Here is a 23,820-nt window from a genome sequence, read left to right as displayed (position 1 = left end):
CAGGGGAAGCGAGTCCTTCTCGCATCGAAGAGGAGGAGCCCATGGTTTCCCGCACCGCAGCCCCACCCGTCTCTCCTCACCGGGGCCATGCGGCCTCGGCGACCGGGGGCACCGGTGACCGGCTGAACCGCTTCTTCGACGACGCCTGCGACCGCACTCCGTCAGCCCCGGCCCTCGAATGCGGATCGCGGCTCCTGACGTACGCCGAACTCGACGCGCGGGCCAACCGGGTGGCCCGGCACCTGCACCGGGTCGGCATCGGTCCGGGCAGCCGCGCGGCCCTGCTGCTGCCTCGGTCCGTGGACATGTACGCGTGCCTGCTGGGCGTGTGCAAGGCGGGCGCGGCGTTCGTGCCGATCGACCCGGCCGCGCCGCCGGACCGGGTCGCCTTCATCCTGGGCGACGCGGGCGCGGCCGTGGTGCTGACCACGTCGGCGCTCGCGTCCGGTGCCGCCTGGGCGGAGCGGTGCCGGACGTGCCCGGTGATCGAGGTCGACACGTGTGCCGCGGATCTGGCCGCCCTGCCGTCCGAGCGGCCCGCCGCCGCGGCCGGGGACGTGGCCGATCCGCTGGCGTACGTGATGTACACCTCGGGGTCCAGCGGCAGGCCGAAGGGCGTGGAGATCGCGCAGTCGAGCATCTGCAACTTCCTGCGCGTGGTGGCACCGATCTACGGCGTACGGCCGCACGATCGCGTGTACCAGGGCATGACCCTCTCGTTCGACTTCTCCATCGAGGAGATCTGGCCCACCTGGGCGGCCGGCGCCACGCTCGTCGCCGGACCGGGCGGCCCCGGGCAGCTGGGCGACGATCTCGCCGGCTTCCTTGAGGAACACCAGGTCACCGCTCTGTACTGCGTCCCGACGCTGCTGGCGACGATGTCCCGTGACCTCCCGCGGCTCCGCAAGGTCGTCGTCGGCGGCGAGGCGTGCCCCGCCTCGCTCGTCGAGCGGTGGAGCAGGCCGGGACGGCGCATCCTCAACACCTACGGACCGACCGAGGCAACCGTCACCGCCACCTGGCAGGAACTCCGGCCGGGGCGTCCGGTGACCATCGGCCGCCCGCTGCCGACCTGCTCGGCCGTTCTCCTGGACGAGCGGCTGCGGCCCGTGCCGCACGGCGCCGTCGGGGAGATCTGCCTGGGCGGTCCGGGCCTCGCGCGCGGCTACACGGGACGGCCCGACCTGACCGCGGAGCGCTTCGTCCAGCACCCCTCGGCGCCCGGTTCGGGTCGCCTGTACCGCACCGGAGACCTCGGCAGGATGACCGACGACGGGGAGATCGAGTACCTCGGCCGGGCCGACGCCGAGGTGAAGATCCGCGGCTACCGGGTGTCCCTGGAGGAGATCGACAACGTGCTGCTGGAGGACCCCGGCGTGGCCCAGGCGGCCACCACCCCCGTGTCACCGCGCGACGGACCCGACGGTGACCGTGTTCTCGCCGCCTACGTCGTGCCCGCCGGGGACGGCGCGGTCCCCGACGACGATCTCGCCGCCCGGCTGCACCGCCGCCTGCGCCGGTCGCTGCCCGCCTACATGGTGCCCGCGACACTGGACTTCCTCGATCGGCTGCCCGTCATGCCCAGCGGCAAGACCGACCGTACGAAACTGCCCGCACCCACCGGCCGCCGCCTCGCCGGCACCGGCCCCGTGGCGCCGGTCCGCGACCGGCTCGAAGCCAGGGTGCGCGACGCCTGGGCACGGACGCTCGGCATGGACCCCGGCGAACTCTCCGCGCAGGCCGACTTCTTCATCGACCTCGGCGGTCACTCGCTGCTCGCCGCCCGCGCGGTGTCGCTGCTGCGCGACCCGGGCGGCGGACCCGGCCCCACCCTGCGCGACCTGTACGAGAACCCGACCGTGACCAGCTTCGCCGCCCGGCTCCGCTCCACGGCCGACGCCTCCCGCGCGCCGCGGCAGCCCCGCCCCGCCCCCCTGCGCCACGGCCGCGCCCGCATCGCGCGGGCCGGACTCCTCCAGGCAACGGCCTTCTACGTACTGCTCTTCCTGCTCACCGGTCCGGTGGCCGCGTCCTTCGCGCTGAGCCACGGACAGGTGTCGGGCAGCGAGGCCGCCGGGCCGGCCGTCTCGGCACTGGCCGGCTGGTTCGCCGTACGCTGGCTGGCTCCCGTCCTTCTCGCACGGCCGCTGGCGGCGGGCATCCGGCCCGGCCGGTACCCCCTCTGGGGGGCGACGTACCTGCGGCTGTGGCTGTTGGACGTGCTGCTGCTGGGGATCAGCCCGCTGCGGATGCTCAGCGGATCCCCGCTCATGGGTCCCTACCTGCGGCTCCTCGGCGCCCGCGTCGGCCCCCGCACCACCATCGCCACCGGCTTCGTCGGCCTGCCCACGCTGCTGGGCGTCGACCGGGACGCCACGATCGGCTACGGCGCCACGCTGCGCCCCTGGCAGGTCGCCGACGGATGGGTCACCATCGCCCCGATCACCGTCGGCGAGAGGGCGTACGTCGGCGCCAACGCGGTCCTCGAACCAGGCGCCTACCTGGGCCCCGGGTCCGCACTCGGTGAGCAGTCCGTGTCGGGCCCGGGCAAGGCCGTCCCGGCCGGAGCGCGCCGCGCCGGATCGCCCGCACGCCCGGTCGAGGCACTCGCCCCGCTCGTCGAGACGATGCTGCGCGACCGGACCGAGGCGGATCGCTGGCGGCCCCGCCAACTGGCCGCCGTCGTGCTCGGTCTGGTCCTGCTGGAGTCCATCGTGGTCGCCGCGGCCGTGCCGAGTGCCACCCTTCTCTGGTGGGCCTGGTCGAGCGGTGACACGACCGCCGCTGTCGCCGCGACCCTCTTGTCCGGCCCGGTCTTCGTGGCCACGGTGTGCGTGGTCGTCGCCGCCGTGAAGCGCGCGGTCCTGCCGAGGACACCTCCCGGAATCCATCCGGCGCGCTCGGCCCTGGGCGTGCGCAAGTGGATCGCCGACAAACTGCTGGAGCAGAGCCTCACCCTCACCAACTCGCTCTACGCCACGCTCTACACCGTCCCGTGGCTGCGGCTGCTCGGCGCCCGCGTCGGCCGGCGCGCCGAGATCTCCACCGCGGCGCACATCGATCCCGACCTGCTCACCCTCCGCGACGGCAGCTTCGTCGCCGACATGGCCGGCGTCGGCGTAGCCGCCTTCGCGGCCGGACGCATGGCCTTCGAACCCACCGACATCGGCGAACGAGCCTTCGTGGGCAACGCGGCGCTCGTCCCGGCCGGGACGAGGCTCGGCCCCGGCTCTCTCGTCGGCGTGGGCACGGTGCCACCCCCGGAGCGCGTGCCCGACGGCAGCACCTGGCTCGGCTCACCTGCCCTGCGGCTGCCGGTGCGCCAGGACAGCGGGTCCTATCCGGAGGAGAAGACGTTCCGGCCCACCCGCAAGGCCGTACTCGGCCGCCTGGCCATCGAGTTCTTCCGCGCCACCCTGCCCATGTCCGTGCTCGCGACCGCCGCCTTCCTGTACCTGCTCGCCCTGTCGGACACCGCCCGCCGCACCGGGCCGTGGGTGCCGCCTCTCGTGTCGCCGCTCTTCGCCGCCGGGGCGGTGGTGGCAGTCATCGGGTGCTGCGTGCTCGCGAAGTGGGTCGTCGCCGGACGGTACCGGCCGCGTGTGGAGCCCCTGTGGAGCCTGTTCGTGCGCCGCACGGAGTTCGTCACCGGCCTCTTCGAAGCGGCGGCGGTACCCGCGGGCGTGGGCGCCCTGGTGGGGACGCCCTTCCTGCCGCCGGTGCTGCGCCGGCTCGGTGCCCGCATCGGACGGCGCACCTGGATCGGCACCACGTACCTCACCGAGTTCGACCTCGTCGAGGTGGGCGACGACGCCTCGATCGGCATGTTCGTCTCCCTCCAGACCCACCTGTTCGAGGACCGTGTGATGAAGATGTCCACGGTGAGCGTCGGCCCCGCCGCGAGCGTGGGTACGCGGACCGTCGTGCTCTACGACACGCAGGTGGGCGCCGGTGTCCGGCTCGGTGCGCTGTCCCTGGTGATGAAAGGCGAGCGTCTGACGCCGGGAACGAGCTGGCACGGGCTCCCCGCCGAAGGAGACGACAGCGCCCCTGCGGACGGCGGGCCGACGACGTACCCGGGGTGAGGCTGCCATGACACACCTGAGGCATTCCGGGGCCGCCGCCGGGCGCCGCCCCCTCGCTCTCGTCTACCGCGGCCCGGCCTCGTCGCCCGGCTGCCCCGAGGCGGTCGCCGGACTGCTCTCCTCCGGGCCGTGGAACCTCGACGTCCGCTTCACCGGCCCACACGAGGCGCTTCCGCTCTCGGCCGGACTTCTCTCCCGGGCCCTGCTGTACGCCCAGCCCGGTGGCGGCACGCTCGCCTCCGCCTACCGGAGACTGCGGTGGCGGCGCCGGGCGATCCGCGGCTTCGTCCGCGACGGCGGGCGCTACCTCGGGTTCTGTCTCGGCGGCTACCTCGCCGGGGCCACACCGGGCTTCGCCCTGCTCCCCGGTGACACCGACCAGTACATCTCCTCCCCGGGAGCCACCGTCCACGAGGAGAGCGACACACTGATCACGGTGACCTGGCGAGGCCGCCCCCGCACGGTGTTCTTCCAGGACGGCCCCCTCTTCGACCTCGACGAGGACGCCGACGCCACGGTCCTCGCCACCTACGACAACGGCGCCCCCGCCGCCCTCGTGACCCGCTTCGGCCGCGGGCGGGTCGCGGTCACCGGTCCCCACCCGGAGGCCACCACCGACTGGTACACCGACCACGGCCTGCCGGTGCACCACACCCTGGACCTGGCCCTGGACCTGGTGGAATCGGTGATGGAGACATGACCCCACCGCCGCGGCGCACACATTCCCCGGCTCCCTCCCGGGAAACAGCCGCTCCTATCCGGAGCTATCGTGGTTCTCGAGAGGCTGCCATGCGGACGCTGATCATCGAGGACGAGCGCGCACTCGCCGAGGCGATCGCCGACGGACTTGCCGCCGAGGGCTTCGTCTCGGACCTGGCACACGACGGCCCGGACGGACTGTGGCGGGCCCTCCACGAACCGTACGACGTCATCGTGCTCGACATCATGCTGCCCGGCCTGTCCGGGTACGAGGTCCTCAAACGCCTGCGGGCGGCCAGAGCCTGGACCCCGGTACTCATGCTCACCGCCAAGGACGGGGAGTACGACGAGGCCGACGCCCTCGACCTCGGCGCCGACGACTACCTGAGCAAGCCCTTCTCCTACGTCGTGCTCGTCGCCCACCTCCGGGCCCTGCTGCGGCGAGGAGCACCCGCCCGTCCCGCCGTCCTCACCGCCGGAGACCTCACACTTGACCCCGCCCGCCGCCGCTGCAGCCGTGGACACCGCGAAATCGACCTGACCACAAGGGAGTTCACCCTCCTGGAATACCTGCTCAGGCACCCCGACGAGGTGATCAGCAAGACGGACATCCTCACCCATGTATGGGACGAGCACTTCGACGGCGACACCAACATCGTCGAGGTCTACGTCGGCTACCTCCGCCGCAAGATCGACGCGCCCTTCGGCCGCCGGACCATCGAGACCGTCCGTGGTGCCGGCTACCGGCTGCGCGGCGGTGCGGGGTGACCCATGACCGCGGGCATCCGGTACTGGTGGGCCCGCCGGTCACTGCGGCTGCGCCTGACCGCCGCCGCGGCAGCGGTCATCGCCGCGGGGCTGGCCGGAGCCGCCGTGCTGCTCGTCGTCTGGCTGCACGCCAGCCTGATCAACGGACTCGACCAGACCGCCCTGCAACGAGCCCAGGTCGTGGCGGCGGACGAGGACAGCAACCAGATCACGGCGGAAGTGCCCACCACCGACCACGGGGGAGTCGCCGTACAGGTGATCGCGGGGAGCGGGAGAGTGCTGTCCAGCTCGGCCAACCTGCGTGGCCGGCCGCGCGCCTTCACCTTCCCGGCGAGCCGGGCCGACACCCCGCACGCCCACACCGTCGACGACATTCCCGTGGGGACGGGCGGGACCTGGCGCGCCGTCGGCGTCCCCGCGGGCGCCACCCGTGACCCGGTGACCGTCTACGTGGCCGTACCCACCGAGAGCGTCGACCACGGCCTGGCCCAGCTCACCGTCGGTCTGGCCACCGGAGTCCCGGCGGTCGTCGCCGCCCTCACCGGAGTCGTGTGGCTGCTCACCGGGCGCGCGCTGCGCCCCGTGGACGGCATGCGCGCCCAGACCGCCGAGATCACCGCCTCCGACCTGAGCCGCCGCCTCGACGTACCGCCCGCCGACGACGCGCTCGGCCGGCTGGCCGCGACCCTCAACGACCTGCTGGCCCGTCTGGACACATCGACGCGGCGGCAGCGGCGGTTCGTCGCGGACGCGGCCCACGAACTGCGCAATCCCCTGAGCACCCTGCACACACGCCTGTCCGTCGCCGCGAACCACCCTGGCCTCGCCGACGGGCGGTCCCTCGCCACCGGACTCCTGCCGCAGACCGAACGGCTCACCCGGCTCGTCGACGACCTGCTCCAGCTCGCGCGGCTCGACGCCCGTCCGCGGCTGCGGGCGCGCCCCGTCGACCTGGATGAAATCGTCTTCACCGAGGTGCGCGAAGCCCGTCGGCGGACCCGGCTCGTCATCGACCAGCACGCCGTCGGCGCGGCACGGGTGGCGGGCGACGAGGACGCCCTCGCCCGTGTCGTAAGCAACCTGCTGGACAACGCGCTGCGCCATGCCAGCGCCCGGATCGACGTCAGCCTCCACACGCTCGGCGACACCGCACAACTGACCGTCGCCGACGACGGGCCGGGCATCCCCGAGGCCGACCGTGAGCGCGTCTTCGGGCGCTTCACCCGGCTCGACGACGCCCGTGCCCGGGACACCGGCGGCAGCGGTCTCGGCCTCGCCATCGTCCGCGACACCGTCACGGCCCACCACGGCAGCACCCACATCGAGGACAACCGCCCCGGCGCCCGGCTGGTCGTCCTGCTGCCGACGGCGGGGAAGGGTCTGTGAAGCAGGGTGACAGGGTGACAGGCGATGCCTCGGCCCCTCAGGCCGTAGTGGCACGCAGCGAGAGGAACTGGAGCACACCGAAACCGGCGACGGTCACGGCCTGCACGGGGATCCAGACCGCACCCGCGGTCGTCGGCGAGAACCAGGCGAGCATCGCGACGATGCTGAGCACGGCCCACAGCACATTGGCGTCGATGACCGCCTTCACGGCGAGGGCGGACGGCTGCTTCCGCGCGGCGAGGCAGCCGACCCCCGCGGCGTACAGCACCAGGAAGACGCCAAGGTCGAACAGCAGACCGGATCCGATGCCGAGCAGGTTGCCGACCGGCTTCGAGTCGATCATGTAGACCAGCCCGTTGACGCCGGTGACGACGGCGTCGAGAGCGAGGAAGCGGCGCAGCATGGTGTGCGGGTGGTCGGTGCGGGAGAGGGTGCCGAGCAGGGTGGTGGCGGACATGCCGATCAGCCTCCGTCGAGGTCGAAAACACTGGTCACCGGGGTCGTGGCCCGTGCGGAGTGGACCGCCGGGCCCCGGTGACTCCCACCTTGACCGGTTCCCTACGGAAGATCGATTACCGCTGAGGTAATGCGACAGGTCAGCAGGTCAGGACATGGACGCGGCGGACACCACGCGCATGCCCAGCCCGCGTACTCGGTAGATGCACGTGTCGTCGCCCCACAGCGTCGCGTCCGCCGTCGCGTAGGGGCCCCGGGCGTCCGTGCCGCTCTCCACGATGTCCATGTCCACCCGGATCAGCCGGTTGGCCGGGGTGATCTGGCCGCGGTACGTCCAGGTCGCCTCGCGGCCGGGCAGCACCGGCTCGAAGCGGGGGTGCGGGATGCCGTCCGCCGCGCCGCGCTCCAGCAGGTGGTACTGGAGCAGCTGGCACATGGCCTCGACGCCCAACGACCCCGGCTGCACCGGGTCCTGGAAGAAGTGCGCCCGGAAGAACCACTCGTCCGGGACCACGTCCTTCTCCGACCGCAGCCGCCCGAGCCCCCTGCTGCCCCCGTCCGGCCAGGAGCCGGTGATCCGGTCGAGCATCAGCAGCATGGGGCCCGGCAGCCGCGGCTCCCCGGCGCAGTGGCGAGCGGGCCGGGCGGTCAGATCGACGATGTGGTCACAGGGCTCGTCGAGGCGGGCCCGGTCCTCGGCCGACACCGTGAGACCCTGCTGGTGGTCGAAGGCCGACGGCGGGAAGTAGCCGAAGGCCGTGGACAGTTCGAACAGCGGCACCCCGTCGGCCGTGCACCTCACCCGGAACGACTCGATGATCATGTCCCCGCTGTGGGAGACACGCGTCAGCTCGGCGTGGGTGCGGACCGTGCCCGTCGCCGGAGTGACCTCACCGGTGACCGTCCCCGACCCGTCGAGGTTGCGGAACAGCAGATCCGTGTCGGTGGTCAACGCGCTGCCCACGTAAGAGGCCAGCCACCCGCAGGGTTGCAGGGCGATCTCCATCAGGACGGCGAACGGCATCGCATGGCCGCCGCTCTGCTCGAAGTACCAGGCCCGCGCGGGCACGTCGTACTCCGCGACGACGCTGCTGCCCTCTTGCATACCGCCCTGCGGACCGTCCACCGCCACGATCCGGCTCATGAAGTGGTACGGGGGACCGGGCAGCCGCGCGACCCTGCGGGTGCCGTCGAACGGCTCGTACGCGGTGCCGAACGCCTCACTCGGTCTGCCCCAGGCACACGCGAGCAACGAGGCGTAGCCGAAGGGGAGTCCGTCGGCCGCCGTCGCGACCGGCTTCTCCTCACGGTGCCCGGCCAGCCCGCCCAGCAAGGGGAGCGGCACCGGTGTACCGCTGTCCTGCACGACGGGCGGGCCCGAGCGCCGCCAGTGCGACAGCGGCCAGTCGGGCACCAGCCGCAGCGCCACGTCCTGTCCCAGGAACGCCTTCGTCCCGTCCACCCAGCCCAGCACATCGGCGTACAGCGTCGGCACCGGCCCGGCCGAGACACCGCGCACGAACACCTCGTAGACGACCCGCCGGCCGGCCGGAGTCGCCTGGCCCCGGCACATCGCCCCGACGGGCCGACCGTCGACGGGCTCGAAACGCCAGCCGTCCCGGTCCACGGTGAAGCCCATGGCCGTCAGGTAGAACGCCATCGCCTGGAGACCGCCCTGGAGCATCAGGGTGCCCGGCATGCAGGGGTCGTTCCTGAAATGCCCCGCGAAGAACCAGTCGTCCGGCGACAGAGGGGTTTCGGCCCGCAGGTAGCCGCGGCCCCACGGCCCTCCGGCCGGGTCGAACGCTGTCACCTCGTGCAGCAGCCGCAGCCTGCCGTCGTCGAGCCCCGGTGAGCGCACGTGGGCCGCCGTCGCCTCCCAGCCGGGGCCGAAGCAGTCCGCCGGCCGCCCCTGGGCCAGGACGCGCACCCGGTCCGCGTCGAATCGGGTCCGTCCGCAGCGCACGGCGGGCGGGTCGAGCGGCAGGTCGTCGCCGGGCGGCCGCTCGGCGGGATCCCACCGCACACCGCCGCTGCCCGTGAGCTCCTCGGGGGTGAAGAACCCGGCCTGGCCCTCGCGGACGCTGAGCCGGAGTTCGCCGTTCACGTAGCAGTCGTAGTGGAAGAAGGACAGCCGGACGCCGTCGTGCTCCGCGTGGCCGTCGACGTGGATCTCGTAGCGCAGGGTGTCGCCCGCTTCCGGCGGGCTGCCGTGGTACGTCACTTCGCAGCCGAGCAGCCGGTAGGCGCGCTCGCCCCGGTTGAGGAGGTCGACGCCCAGCCAGCTGAGCAGGAGCAGATCCGCCTGGCCGGCCTCGATCATCAGCCCGGCGGGCATACGCCCGGTGGAGTCCAGGTACCAGCTGTCCGGCAGGACGTCGGTCTCCGTCCAGATCGTCCCGTCGGTGCGCACCGGGCCGGGCGCGGCGAGCGCAGCCGGCACGGCGTCGATGCCGGTGACCCGGTCCGCGAGCAGCATGGGCGGCCCGGGCATCCGGGTCTGCACCGCGTACGCGTCCTGCTCGGCGAACCGGGGGCCGAACAGCGTGGAGATCTCCCGGGAGGCGAGGTGCTCCAGTTGGGCGCGGTCGAACTTCGGCCCCGGCCTGAGGGGTGCCGTGGGTGCCGTATCCGGCGGGGGAGCGGGCACGGGTGCCGGGCGGGGCGCGGGGTGTACGGGCGCCGGGCGGGGCGTGGGCCGTGCGGGGGCCGGCGGCGGCCCGGCCGTCGGACGCCTTGCCGGGAGGACCGGTGGGCCTGAGGGCCGTACGGGCACGGGCGCGCCGCTCCTCAGCGCGGTGACGGCGAGAGCGGACATCCGCAGGAACCGCTGGTGGGCCTCGGTGTGCCCGGCGAGGATCTCCTGGTGCAACGCGGCGACGCGCCGGCTCTGCCGGAGGACCGCGGCACGGGCGCCGGCCTCCTGTGCCTTTCGACCGTCCGATTCCGTCGGCCGGACGTCCGGCAGGGGGCGCCGCCCCACGGCACCGGGTGCCTCTGACGGGCGGGCCGCCCGGTCCGGCACCGGCGCCAGTTCGGGGGCCCGGGGCAGGGTCACCAGGGCCGGCTCCAGCGGCGGCAGAATCGGAGGCGTGGGGACGGGCACGGTGACGGTGGGCCCGGGACGCGGGACCTCGGTGGCCGCTTCCGCGAGCCGGGCGAACAGCTCGTCGGCGCGGACCGGCACCCCGGCGGCGACGAGTTCGGCCACCGCGAGGCACGGCTGCCGCAGCCCGGTGTCGCCCGGAGTGTCCAGCGCGACGGCCACGTGCTCCCGGTCGCCCAGCACCCGCTTGATCCAGCCGGTGCACAGCTTGCGCGGCCCGTGCTCCACGAAGATCCGGACGCCGTCCGCCCACGCCTGCTCGACCGTGGCGGCGAAGTCGATCGTGTTCAGCCCCTGCGCGGTGAGCGCCTCGGCGGCCCGTTCGGCCGTCGGCCGGTACGACTGCCCGGTGGCCCCGCTGTAGAACCGCACACCGGGTACGTCGACGGTGGGCTGGCGGTGGGCCTCACGCCATACCTCTCGGACGTCCGCCAACTCCGGTGCGTGGGCGGCCATGTCGTAGTCGAGCCGGATCGCGCGGTCGGCGCCGATCCTGGCCACGACGGCCGCGCACGCGCGCGACTCGCCGCCGATGACGCAGACTCCGGGCGCGTTCACCGCCATCAGATGGACCGCGGCCTCGGCGGCGAGTTCGGCACGGACCTCCTCCAGGGGCGCGCTGACCAGATGGCTCGACCAGCGGGAGCCCTGGATGCCCAGGCGTTCCCAGTGGCGCCGGACCGCCCGGAGTTCACCGGTGAGTTCGGTCGTGAACAGACCGCTGTCCCGGGTGGCGTCGTACAGCCTCGCGGCGTCCGGCCAGGCACCCAGCGCCACCAGGGCGGCCGACTCGCCCGAGGAGTACCCGAGGGCGGCGTCCGGCCGAAGCCCGAGCGCTTCCCGGCTGAACACGGTGTGGAGCACCGCGAGTTCGGCGGCGGCCCAGATCTGGTCGAGCACAGCGGGCTCCGCCCGGGACCGCAGTCGCGCACCGATCGCCCCGTGCCGGGCACGGACGGCCTCGCCGAGCGACGGCAGTGCGAGCAGCAACTCGTGGCCCATACCCGGGTACGCGGCCGAGCCGTTGGTGTACACGAACGCGGTCTGCCCCGTGACCGGCCTGTCCCGGTACACCACATCGGCCGGACGGGCACCACCCCCGGTCAGCCAGCGACGGGCGGCCTCCATACGGCCCTGCAACGCGTCGTCGTCGGCCACGAGCGCCAGCCGGGCCGGTCCGGCGCCGGACTCCGCACCGGCCTCCAGCGCGGCCAGCACCCCCTGCCGGTCGGCCCCGGAGAAGACGTGCAGGCGCGGAGCCGGGCTTCGCAGCCACGGCCGGGCGTCTCCCGCGCGCAGCCGGACACTCGCGGTGGGCCCTTCCATCGGTGTCACCAGGGCCTTGGCGGTGTACGCGACGGCCGCGGTGTCCGCGGGACCGCCCGGACGCGGTACCGCGCGGTGCTGGAGCGACAGCGCCGCGACCGCGACGGAGACCAGACCACACGCGGCGTGAGCGCGCCCGAAGACGGATGCCGGGTCGAACACCGCGTCCGGGCCGTCCCCGATGACCATGTCGGGTGCGCCGGCGGAATCCTCGTCGAGCAGGGCGACGACGGTGTCGCCGTCCCTGCGCGCGGTGTCCAGGGACTTGAGGACCAGGACGACGGCGGCGTCTCCCGGTTCGTCCTCGCGTCCGAGTTCCCGCTGGGCGGCCCGGTGCACCGCCTCGCAGGACAGGTCGGTGGCACCGACGAGCGCGGCGTCGACCTCCCCCGACCGGACGGCCCGGGCCGCGAGCTCCAGCGCCACCAGCCCGGACGCCTCCTCCGCCGAGACCGCGAACCCCGGGCCCGCCAGGTCGAGTTGGGTGCTGATCCGGTTCGCCACGAGGTTCGGCATGCTGCCCACCACCGCCTCCGCGGTCATGGGCGGCACGAACGCGTCCCGGGCGAGGCCCGCCGACGGTGCCGTGGCGGGCAGCCCGGCCTGTTCCAGCCAGTGGGGAACCCGCCAGCGGGCACCCGCCCGGGCCACCTCGGGGTCCACCCCCATGCCGACGACCACCATGGTCCGCTCCCGGGGCAGGGACACCGACCGTACGGCCTCACGGGCGGCCTCCAGCACCAGGAGCTGATGACGCACCGTTCGCCGAAGGGCCAGCGGCGGGAAGCACAGGTCCCTCAACTCCACGGCGATCTCCGTCGCGGGGCCACGCCGTTCACCGCCCAGCACCGCCCGCCGGAAGTCCTCGGTACAGGTCCCGTCGCCGACGCGGGCGCCGAGAGCCACGATCGCCACCGGTGCACGGCCGCCCGGCGATTCCCGCGTCCGGGCCGGGGCGGGCACGGCGGCGGACGACGGACGGTTGGGCCGCGGTACGGCCGGCACCGGGTCGCCGTCCGGAAGGTCCACCACCAGATGGGCGTTGGTCCCGCCGAACCCGAACGCGCTCACCGCCGCCCGGCGCTGCCCCGACCACGGTTCCGGCGCGGTCAGCACCCGCAACGGCGTGTCCGCCAGCGCCTCCAGCGGCCGTTCCGCGCCGAGCGTCGCCGGACGGACCCCCGCGCGCAGCGCGCCGAGCACCTTCAACAGCCCGGCCACGCCCGCCGAGGCCAGCAGATGCCCGACGTTCGACTTCACCGAACCGATGGGCACGTCGTCACCGGCCCCGAAGACCCGCGCCATGCCGCGCGCCTCCACCGCGTCCCCGACCGGCGTCCCCGTCGCATGGCACTCGACGAGCGACACGCTCTCGGGCGCGACGCCCGCCGCGTCGTACGCCAGGCGCATGGCCCGGACCTGGCCCTCCTCCGACGGACTGATCAGCCCGGAGCCGCGCCCGTCGTTGGACAACCCGACACCGCGGATCACCCCGAGTACGGGCAGACGGGCGGCGCGGGCCTCGGACAGCCGCATCAGGGCGACGAACCCGGCGCCCTCGCCGTGCACCAGCCCGTCCGCGTCCCGGTGGAAGGGCCGGCTCCGCCCGGTGCGGCTCGTCGCGGACAGCCCGCAGAACCCCACGTGCAGGTAGAGGGGGTCCGCCCGGCTGACCGCACCGGCCACCATCAGGTCCGCCGTGCCGTCGTGCAGCCGGTCGCACGCCAGCTTGACCGCGTACAGCGACGACGCGCAGGCGGCGTCGAGGGACCACGCCCCCGCGCCCAGCCCGAGCGCCCGGGCCGCGAGCCGGGCGGGCAGCCCGGACGAGAAGCGGTTCCGGGCGTCGGGCCGCTCCCGGCGCTCTCCTGTCAGCAGGGCGTCACGGAGCGGGGGTCGCTGGGCGGACAGCCAGACGTGCTCGGCGAAAGCCGCCCCCGAGGGCGTGGGATAGGACAGGTTTCCCAGCACCAGCCCGGCGCGGGGCAGCGGGCCCTCGCGGCCCGCCTCCGTGAGCGCCTGCCGGACGCCGTACATGACCCAGTGGAAGAGCGGGTCCAGCGACAGGATCCGCTCCGGGGCGATCCGGAAGCCGCTCGGGTCGAAGACGGACTCGAACCCCCGTACGTACCCGCCGACATCGGTCCAGGTGCGGTCGAGGTGGTCGTCCACCGAGCCCATGGCCCAGTGGCGCGGCAGCCGCCACCGGCCCTCCGGGACGGCCGACAGGCTGGTGCGGCCCGCGGCGACGTTGTCCCAGAACGTGTCCGGATCGAGCGCGTCGGGCAGCACACAGCCCCGGCCGACGACGGCGATCGGTTCGAATTCCATGCGGGTCTCACTTCACGGCAGGGCACGCGGGCAGGGCAGGGCAGGTTCGCGGGGGCTGAGGGCTGAGGGCTGAGGGCTGAGGGCTGAGGGCTGGGGGCTGGGGGCTGGGGGCTCGGGTGGCGCCGGGGCTCAGGAGGGGCGGCGGACGAGTTCCACGCCGAGCAGTTCCAGGCGGACGGCACCGTCGGCATCGATCAGCGCCACGTCGCAGCGCGCCCCCGTGCTGTGCACCTTCCGGCCCCGCACCACACACCGCACGGTGCCGTCCACGGGGCCGCGCCGGTGCACCCTGCACTCCGCGACGGCCATCGGCAGCGTCGCCGCACCGAGTTCCTCCTGCGCCCAGACCAGGGCGAGTTGGAGTGCGCCGTCCACGGCGGCCGGGTCGAGCGGCCAGTGCTCACCCGGCCAGTCCAGGGCGCGTACGCCCGCGACGGTCGCCTCGGCTCCGTGCTCCGAAACACCGTTCAGCGAGCGGACGGAGCGGAACCGGGGGCCGTGGAAGAGGCACTCCCCGTCGTACAACTCGGCGCGGTCCAGCGGCTTGAGGCCGTCCGCACCGCCCCACGCGGCCGGATCCGGCGCTTCGACCCCGGTGTCCAGCACGGCCCGGAAGTGCGCCATCCCGCTGTCCCCCCGCAGTTCCGCCTCCAGCCCCGACGGCGAACCGGCCGCGCCCCGGCTGCCGTGCACGGTGAGCAGGTGGCCTGTGCCGGCCAGTTCGGGCAGGGCGCACTTCTTGTACACCCGCAGGTCGTGCAGGACGAGCGGGCCGGCATCCGGCAGCCAGGCGGTGGCCGCCCCCGCGAACCAGTTCAGGACCATCGCCACCGGCAGCACGGGAACCCCGGCGATCGCGTGGTCGGCCAGTTGCGGCAGGCTGTCCGCCCGGACGAGCAACTGCGTCGGACGCGGATCGCCCGCCGGGGACAGGGCCGCCGGATCGTCCCCGGCCACCAGGACGACACGGGCCTCACCGGCTGGGCCGTCCAGCTCGGCCGTGAACGCGGCCGCCCCCTGCTCCAGAGGGATCAGCGGAACCCCGGACCGGCTGAAATGCCCGGCCAGAGCGGGCGTGACCATGCCGCCGCGCCACGGACCCCAGGCGACGCACCGCACCAGGCAGCCGGGGCGGCGGGCCTGTTCGGCGGACGCGACCTGACCCAGGATCTCGTTGGCCATGGCGTAGTCGCTCTGACCCGCGTTGCCGAACACGGCGGCCACCGAGGAGAACAGGCAGATCACGTCCAGAGGATCGTCCGCCGTCGCGGCCAGCAGCGCGCGCAGACCGTCCACCTTCGTGGACATCACCAACTCGACCTGCTCGTCGGTCTTGTCGGCGATCAGCTTGTCGGCCAGCACTCCCGCACCGTGCACGATGCCGGTGACCGGCCCCCACGCGTCACGTACGGCGCGCAGCGCGGCGGCCACGGCGTCGCCGTCGCGGACGTCCACCTGGACGTACCGGACGGGGGACCCCGCCTCCTCCAGCGCCGCGAGCGTCGCCCGCACCTCGCGCGCGGCCAGGATCTCCCGGGCCCGCGCCGCGATCCGGGCGGGCGAGGAGTCCGCAGCGTCGTCTGTGGAGCGCTCGGCGAGCAGCCGGGTGAGCGTCGGCTCGTCGGCGGCGGACGCGAGCCCCTCGGGCTCGGGAACCGGTGCCGTCCTGCCCAGCAGCACGATCCGCGGACGGTGGGTCCTGGCCAGGTCCAGCAGCGCGGCGGCGGTCACCCCGCGGGCTCCTCCGGTGGCCACGATCACCGACTCCGACGTGATCCGCCGGATGCCGCCGGGCATCACCGGCGCGGGTACCGCCCGCAGGGTGGTGCGGGTACCGTCCGCACGGAGACCGACCTCCGGGTCGGGGCCGCCGTCGAGCAGTTCCCGCACGATCGTCTCGGCGACCTCCTCGTCGCTCCGGCCGCCCCGCTCGCAGTCGACGGCCTTGACCGAGACGCCCGGCCACTCCTTCGCCGCGGTCCTGGCCAGACCGGCGACCCCGCCCAGCCATGCGCGGTCGGGTGCGTGCCCGCCGAGCCCGAAGTCGCCTCCGGTGTCCTGCACGGTCACGAACAGTCCGTCCTGTGCGGCCGCTTGTGCCGCCACCGTGCACGCCGCCGCTGGTGCCGCCACCGTGCGCGCCGCGCGGAACACCGACCGGTGGACCTCCCGCGCATCGTCCGGCGCGCCGCCCCCGGTCAGCCCGCCGAGGTGTACGACACGGCGCGCGCCCTCGGGAACCTCCGCCACGGCGGTGGCGTCCACGCCGTGCTCCACGAGGTTCCTGGCGACGAGGGCGGTGAGCGCGGAGCCCTCGGGGCCCCCGTCCGTCACCACGAGCGGCCCGTCCAGGAGCCCCGCTGTCGCCAGGCCGGACGCCGGAGACTCCACCGCGCGCTGTACCAGCCTCGTCAGCGCCGTCTCCTGCCCGGAGCCGGTGCGCATGGCGGGGATCTCCGGGACGGCGGCGGCCGTCTCGACGGGGGACCCGGTCACGGCCGGGGAGTCCGGCGCGGGGGCAGCGGGCGGCCGGCCGTCCGCGGTGAGCGACTCGACGATCTCGCGCAGCGTGCGGAGCTTGCCGAGTTCTCCGACGTCTCCCGTCGCCACGTCGCCCATGCTCCGGCGTACGGCCGACAGGATCTCGACGCGCTTGATCGAGTCGACTCCCAGATCCGCCTCCAACTCCATGTCCACGTTGAGCATCTCCGCCGGGTAGCCGGTGAGCCGGGCCACCACCGAGAGCAGTAGTTCCTCGAGTGCGGGTGCCGACAGAGGCGCGGCATCGGCGGCCGGGGACGGGGGATTCACCGGGACGGCGGCCGGTGCCCGGTGCTCGGCGGCGACCGGTGCGGGCGAGAACGCCTCTCCGAGGTCGGCGGGAACGCGGGCGGGCATGGCCTCGGGAACGCCGGCCGCCACCGGGACCGGCGTCACGGGCGCCGGAACCTGTCGGGGCGCCGAAGGACGGGGGAGGGGCAGCGGTGCCGCAGGAGCCGGGGCGTCGAGCCCACCGCCCACGCTCCGCACGCCGAGCATCGCGGCCAGGGTGGTCTCGGTCATCCGAAGAAAGGCCACATGGCTGTCGATCAGCATGCGTTGACAGGCCGCGTGGGCCTCCGCCGTCTGCCGCTGGACGCTCTCCACCGCGGCGTACCACTCGGCGCCCAGGGCGGCCCCGGGCTCGGCACTGTACGCGGCCACGGCGTCGTACGCGGGCTCCGGATCCTGGACGGGTGCCGTCCCGTACGCCGCCGACTCCGGAGCGTGGGCGGGAGCGGGGGCGTACGCGGACATGGCAACCACCGGGATGTCGGACATGGGTACGGGATGCGGGTGGGGATGTTCCGGCCCAGCTTCCGGCACAGGCGCAGGCGGCGCCGGCGGTTCGGCGGCTTCCGTGCGAGGCGGGTAGAGCTGACCGTAGTTGGCTCCGCTGATCTTCACGGTCATCCGGGGCGCGCGCTCCTTCACTGAGGTTCCAGGCGAGGCGTACGGCGCCCAGAGGGGATCGAAGTCGAAAGGGACACCGCGTACGGCGAGTTCGCCGAGGGCGGTGTGCAAGGTGGTGACGCCGGACCGGTCCGGCCGGTCCAGGGGGACGGCCGCGTGCTCGCGGTCACCGAGGATCTGTCCGACCAGGCCGGTCAGCGCGGTTCCCGCGCCGACCTCGACGAAGGTCCGCACTCCTGCCGCGTACATCGCCTCGATCTGGTCCTGGAAGAGCACCGGTGAGGCCAGATGGCCGGCGATCCGGCGGCGTACCTCGTCGGGCGACGACGGGTACGGGGCCGCGTCCGCGTTGCCGTACACCTCGATCCGGGGCTCCGTGAGCGGGACCGTGCGCAGGAACGCGGCGAGCGGCTCACCGGCCGGGGCGACCAGCGGGCTGTGGAACGCGGTCGACGTGCTCAGCCGGCGTGTGCCGACACCCTCGGCCGCGAACCCCTTCTCCGCGCGCGCGACAGCCTCCGTCGTGCCCGAAAGCACCACCTGGCGGGGCGAGTTGTGGTTGGCCGGCCAGATGTCGCCGAAGTCGCCGGCGGCCAGCACCGACACCACGTGCTCGCGGTCCGCCGCCACGGCCAGCATCGCGCCCGGTACGACGGCCGCGCCCCGCATCAGTTCACCGCGCCTGCGGGCCAGACCGACCAGTGCGTCGGCGTCCAGGACACCCGCGCCGTGCAGCGCCACCAGCTCACCGAAACTGTGGCCCGCGACGCAGTCCGGTCGCAGCCCCAGACCTCCCAGTACGTCCAGCAGTGCGAGCGCGTGCACCGCGAGCGCGGGCTGCGCCCACTCGGTGGCGGCCAGACGCGCCGCCTGTGCCTTGCGTTCCTCGTCGGTGAAGGCGGGCGGCGGGAACACCACCCGGTGGAGGGGCCGCCCGTCGAACCGGGTGTCGCCCAGCCGGTCCCACACGGCCTGGGCGGCCGGCGACAGCATCGCGAGGTCGGCGCCCATCCCGACGTACTGGGATCCCTGCCCGGGGAACAGGAAGGCGAGCCGGCCGGGCGCCGGGTCCCCGAAGGCGTACCGGACGCCGTTCGGTGTCGAGAACGCCGCGCCGGGCCGCTGCCGGATCAGCGCGAGCGCCTGCGCGCACTTCTCCCGCAGATCCTCGGCGCCGGTGGCGACGACGGCCAGTCGCACCGGGTCGGTGGGCGAGAACGCGCGCTGGCTCTCCCGGGCGAGCACGGCCAGCGGACGATCGCCGTCCGCCTCCGGAGGCACCAGGTCGGACGGTGACGCACCGCTGAACAGGACGAGTTCGCTCGGCGCGGAGCGATGGCGCGGCGGCACCCGGGCCGGGGTGCCCGAGGGCACGTACTCCTCCAGCGTGACGTGAAAGTTGCTGCCCCCGAAGCCGAAGCTCGACACCGACGCCCGGCGCGGATGACCGGCGGGCCGTACCCACGGCCGGGTCTCGGTGTTGACGTAGAACGGGCCGTCCGGGGCTGCGGCCGCCGGGACCGGCCGGTCGACCTTGATGGTCGGCGGCAGCACCTTGTGGTGCAGGGCCATGACCGCCTTGAGCAGTCCCGCCGCACCCGCCGCGCACTTGGTGTGCCCGATCTGCGACTTGACCGAGCCGAGCGCGCACCACTGCCCGTCCGTATGCCCCGACGCCTCGAACACCTCGCGCAGGGCGGTCAGTTCGGCGGCGTCCCCGGCCTTCGTACCGGTCCCGTGCGCCTCGACCAGCTCCACGGTCTGCGGACCGTAGCCCGCGTGCTCGTACGCGCGGCGCAGAGCCCGTGCCTGACCGTCGGGAAGCGGCGCGTAGATCGCCGTACTCCTGCCGTCGGACGAGGTGCCGATGCCCCGGATCACCGCGTGGATCCGGTCTCCGTCCCGCTCCGCGTCGGACAGCCGCTTCAGTGCGTACATGACGACCGCCTCGCCGAGCAGGGTGCCGTCTGCCGCGTCCGAGAACGGACGGCAGTCACCGGTGCGGGAGAGCGCGGGCGTCTTGGAGAAGCACAGGAACATGCCGACGTCGTTCCCGGTGTCCACGCCTCCGCTGATCACCAGGTCGGCCCGCCCGAGCGCCAGTTCACCGACCGCCGTGGAAAGGGCCGCCAGGGAGCTGGCACAGGCGGCGTCGGTGGTGTGGTTGATGCCGTGCAGGTCGAACCGGTTGGCGATCCGGCCCGCGACCACATTGCCGAGCAGGCCCGGGAAGGTCGACTCCTGCCATGGGCTGAAGTGCGCCGTGATGCGGTCGCACACGGCTCGCGCCTCGGCCTCGGCGAGGCCGCTCTCCCGCAACGCCTTCAGCCACACGGGGCGTTGGGCCCGGCCGTACATGTGCGGGAGCAGTTCCAGGGCGGCCGCGCCGAGGACGACGCCAACGCGGTCCCGGTCCAGGCCCGGCAGACCACCGGCGTCGGTCAGCACCTGGTCGGCGACCATCAGGGCGAGCAGTTGGGAGGTGTCCGTCGCCGGCAGGTTGGCGGGCGGCACACCGTACGCCAACGGGTCGAAGTCCACCTCCGGCAGGAAGGCGCCCCGGCGGGCGTACGTCTTGTCGGGGGCGGCCGGGTCCGGGTCGTAGTGGTCCGCCACCAGCCAGCGGGAGGCGGGAACCTCGGTGATCAGGTCCCGGCCCCCGGTCACGATCCGCCAGTAGCCGGCCGCGTCCGTCGCGCCGGGCACCAGGGCGCCGACACCGACCACGGCGACGGGCACCTGCCCGGGGGTGGAGGCGGACACGGTGGAGGCGGACACGGTATCTCCTCGGAGCTGGACGGCTGCTGCTGACGCCCGCGGGGCGCCGGGGCCGCTCATGCCAGCCCGCACGGGGTGTAGGCGAACGCCTCGGACGGCAACGGGACTCCGTAGGTGCGCAGTTGATGGGCGCGGGTGAGCACCGCGGCGCCTTCGAGCAGGTTGAGCGCGATCTGCACCACGGACCGGTTCGCCGGTTCGGCCAGGAACGTGCCCGCGACCCAGCGGTTGAACGCGCCCATCGCCGGGCCGCACCAGATCTGGTAGTCGGCACGCCGGTCCGTCTCGCCGGTGATCGCCCACCGGCTGGAACTGCCCAGGTACCAGCGGAAGACCAGCGCCATACGGTGCTTGGGATCGGCCTCCGCACGCGTGATCTCCGAGGGGTCGCGCCGCTCCCAGAACGCGCGCGTGCGCTGCCAGACCTCGTCGAACGAGGCGCGCAGCACGTCCCGTTCGAGCGCGGCGCGCACCGTGGGAGGGATCTCCTCCAGCGAGCCGTGCGCCCGGTACGCCGCGTGGAGCCTGTCGGCCCGCCGCGCGAACATCGTCCCCCGGGACAGCACTTGCAGCGTGACCCCGAGTTCGAACATGTCCGCCGCCGGCGCCATGGCCACATCGGCGACATCCGCCTCGCAGAGCATCGCCTTGGCCTCGTCGGACAGGCCCGCCTCGACGGCCGTCTGGTTCACCGATCCGACGACCACATAGGACGCGCCGAGGGCGAAGGCGGCGGCCACCGCGGCCGGCGTGCCCAGCCCGCCGGCCGCGCCGATCCTGACCGGCCGGGGGTAGCCGAACCGCCGGCACAGCGCGTCGCGCAGCAGGACGATCCTCGGCAGCAGGGCCGACAGCGGCCGGTTGTCGGTGTGGCCTCCGCTGTCGGCCTCCACGGTGATGTCCTCGGCCACCGGAACCCGGGCCGCCAGACCGGCCTCCTCCGGGGTGAGCCTCCCGTCGGCGACGAGCCGGTCCAGCAGCGCCGCCGGGGCGGGGGAGAGGAACCTCTCGGCCACCTCGGGCCGGGAGACCTTGGCGAGCATCCGCGTGCGCCGGAGGATCCCGCCGTCGGCGCCGCGGCGCAGTCCCCGGGCCGAGCACAGCACGACGGCCGGGGTCAGCTCCATGAACGCCGATGCCGAGATGCGGGGCACACCGCGGTGCGACAGCAGCTCGGCGACGCGGAACTCCAGCGCGGGTTCGGCCGGTGAGTGGATGAGGTTCACGCCCCAGTTCGGCCGAGACCGCAGCTCCTGGGCCAGCGCGTGCACGGCCCGCTCCACCTCGGTGTACGCCAGGCCGCCGGCGCCGAAGAACCCGAGCATCTCCGCCCGCGCCATCGCGGACACCATCCGGGTGGTCGAGATGCCGTTCGCCATCTCGCCCGCCACATAGGGGAAACGGACGCCGTGCGCCTCGCAGAACGTGCGCCCGCCGAGCCACTCGGGGTACAGCGGCGGCAGCGTACCGAGCACCGGGCCGTCGGGTACGGGGCCGGTCGCGAGGCCCAGCTCACGGCCGCTCGGCCCGCCGACGATGTGCACGGGTTCCCGGATCCGTCGGGCACGGGCGGCGATCTCCTCCAGGGAGAAGACCGGTGAGGACGCGGTGGGGGCGTCGGGGGCGGAGAGGACGGGCACGGAGGGGCTCCAGCGGGAGAGGAGGTGTGCGGGTCAGGCGTACCGGGCGGACGGGAAGGCGGCGGTGGGCGTGGGCGATGGCCCGGCGGGAACCGGGTCCTTCGGGGCCAGTCCGGACCACAGGTGGTCGAGGTCCACCCGGCCGGAGGCCGCCGACGGCCCGAACAGGGCCCGGACCCGGGTGTCGTCGAAGCGCCGTCGGTGGGTCAGGTAGGCCGTCAGACCCGGGTAGAAGTCCACCAGCGCCTCCAGCGCCGACGGGTCGTCCGGCTTCGTGGCGACCAGGTCGATCGACAACCGGACCAGCCGTTCCAGCAGGGTCACGATCGTCGGCACGGGCACGTCGCGGTCATGGACGACGTGGTACGTGTCGACTCCGCCCGAGGGCGTCAGACCGGCCAGCCGCACCATGACCTCGGCCGCGTGTTCCACCGGCATCAGGTTCAGATGACCGTGCGGATGACCCACCAACCGGATGCGGGGACGGCCGCCAGGGTCGGCGCTGCGGGGGCCGGCGGACTCGGCGCCGTCGTGATCCGGGCTGCCGGGACCGGCGGTGCGTCGCGCGTCGCGCAGGATCCGCTCGATGACCTGAAGCGGGTGCGAGGGCAGGTCCGGGTGCGGCGGCAGGTCCGTGACCAGGATGCTCGGCCGCAGCACCACGACCGGACGGCGGTGCTCCCGCGACCACGCGTGGACCAACACCTCCGCCTCGTACTTGGAGCGTTCATAGGCGTTCTCGAAGCCGTACGCGTCGTCCAGCTCGTCCTCGTACGCCACCCCCTCGCGCCGGCTCCCGGCCACGAACGCGGTACTCACGTGGTGGACCACCGGTCTCTCGGGTCCGGCGGCGGCCAACTCCAGTACGTGGCGGGTCCCTTCGACGTTGGTCCGGCGCAACTCGGGAAGCCCGCCCTCCAGGTTGATGCTGCCCGCGCTGTGCCAGATCGCGCCGAGACCGTCTGCCAACTCCAGGAACGCGCGCCCGGACAGGCCCAGCCCGGGCCGCTCCAACTCGGTCTCCACCACCCGCAGCCGGCCGGGGAGTCCGGCGACGAACGCCTCGGGTTCGCCGGTCAGCGCGAAGAACCGGGTGATGCGGTGCAGCGCGTCGCCCGACCCCGCGTGGGCCAGGACCGTCACCGACCGGTGTGTGCCGAGCAGGCGGCGCAGCAGGCGCAGTCCGAGGAATCCGGTGGCGCCGGTGAGGGCGACGTGCATGACCTTGGCTCCAAGGGCTCCGAAAAGGGACAGGACCACTGACCGCGTGCGAGGGCGGTGAAGGCTGGGCCGCTGCGGCGGCCGGGGAGGGGGATGCAGCCGACCGTCCCATGGCGCGGCATGACACCGGCGGGCGCGGCCTGATGATCGCCGGCGCAAGGCACACAGTGTCAGACGGTGGACGGTGCCGGAGCTTCTGAACCCGTCGGCTCACCTGAACGGATGACCCGGGCACGGTCTGTGCGTGTCCCGGACAGCCCTTGAAAGCCCCGGTCGCGAGCCAGGGCGCCCGGCCGTAGGGACGCGACGGAGCAGCCGCGACCGAGCGGGCCACTGGGAGGACTGTCCTCCCTTCGGGTGATCCCGCCGGCGGTGGTGGAGAGGCGGTTCCGGGTGGTTCCGCCTCGCCGCCGGCGGGCGGTGCGGGGCGTCGAGCCCGGTGGGGCAGGGGGGAGCGCGTACTCCCGGCGCGGGGGAAGCCCGTGCTCCGGTGCGCCTGCGGGCGCGTACGGCCGCTCACCACCGCCGGATATAAACCGTGTTGATCCAGGCCGAGGCGACGCGTTCGGCG

9 protein-coding genes are annotated in these 23,820 nt (G+C 74.0%); 4 read left to right on the top strand and 5 right to left on the bottom strand.

Features of this window, described 5'->3' with window-relative positions:
* The first annotated feature begins 41 nt into the window (after positions 1–41).
* The 4 genes from ACIQMV_RS19710 to ACIQMV_RS19695 all read left to right on the top strand — a co-directional run bounded on the left by ACIQMV_RS19710 (position 42) and on the right by ACIQMV_RS19695 (position 6,938).
* Positions 42–4,085 carry a Pls/PosA family non-ribosomal peptide synthetase gene (locus ACIQMV_RS19710; RefSeq protein ID WP_402594228.1) on the top strand — a complete coding sequence of 1,348 codons (4,044 nt, stop codon included), beginning with the start codon at positions 42–44 and terminating at the stop codon, positions 4,083–4,085.
* Between the two features lie 7 nt (positions 4,086–4,092).
* Complete coding sequence (locus tag ACIQMV_RS19705) at positions 4,093–4,785, top strand: BPL-N domain-containing protein (protein ID WP_402594226.1); 693 nt, start codon at positions 4,093–4,095, stop codon at positions 4,783–4,785.
* Between the two features lie 89 nt (positions 4,786–4,874).
* A complete protein-coding gene (locus ACIQMV_RS19700; protein ID WP_402594224.1) occupies positions 4,875–5,552 on the top strand; it encodes a response regulator transcription factor in 678 nt (225 codons plus the stop codon).
* A gap of 3 nt (positions 5,553–5,555) precedes the next feature.
* Complete coding sequence (locus ACIQMV_RS19695; RefSeq protein ID WP_402594223.1) at positions 5,556–6,938, top strand: sensor histidine kinase; 1,383 nt, start codon at positions 5,556–5,558, stop codon at positions 6,936–6,938.
* A gap of 37 nt (positions 6,939–6,975) precedes the next feature.
* On the opposite strand, the gene ACIQMV_RS19690 is transcribed toward ACIQMV_RS19695, so the two are convergent.
* The 5 genes from ACIQMV_RS19690 to ACIQMV_RS19670 form a co-directional block, all read right to left on the bottom strand.
* Positions 6,976–7,395, bottom strand: coding sequence for a hypothetical protein (locus ACIQMV_RS19690; protein ID WP_402594221.1), 420 nt, complete (start codon positions 7,393–7,395; stop codon positions 6,976–6,978).
* Between the two features lie 147 nt (positions 7,396–7,542).
* Complete coding sequence (locus ACIQMV_RS19685; protein ID WP_402594220.1) at positions 7,543–14,157, bottom strand: beta-ketoacyl synthase N-terminal-like domain-containing protein; 6,615 nt, start codon at positions 14,155–14,157, stop codon at positions 7,543–7,545.
* A gap of 129 nt (positions 14,158–14,286) precedes the next feature.
* On the bottom strand, positions 14,287–20,373 hold the full coding sequence (locus ACIQMV_RS19680; RefSeq protein WP_402594484.1) for an SDR family NAD(P)-dependent oxidoreductase: 6,087 nt from the start codon (positions 20,371–20,373) through the stop codon (positions 14,287–14,289).
* 71 nt (positions 20,374–20,444) lie between these two features.
* Complete coding sequence (locus tag ACIQMV_RS19675) at positions 20,445–22,028, bottom strand: PfaD family polyunsaturated fatty acid/polyketide biosynthesis protein (protein ID WP_402594219.1); 1,584 nt, start codon at positions 22,026–22,028, stop codon at positions 20,445–20,447.
* Between the two features lie 33 nt (positions 22,029–22,061).
* A complete protein-coding gene (locus tag ACIQMV_RS19670; protein ID WP_402594217.1) occupies positions 22,062–23,249 on the bottom strand; it encodes an SDR family oxidoreductase in 1,188 nt (395 codons plus the stop codon).
* Positions 23,250–23,820 lie beyond the last annotated feature (571 nt).

The sequence above is a fragment of the Streptomyces sp. NPDC091412 genome (genome assembly GCF_044756885.1).
Classification (GTDB): domain Bacteria; phylum Actinomycetota; class Actinomycetes; order Streptomycetales; family Streptomycetaceae; genus Streptomyces.
This window is presented reverse-complemented; position numbering and strand designations above follow the sequence as displayed.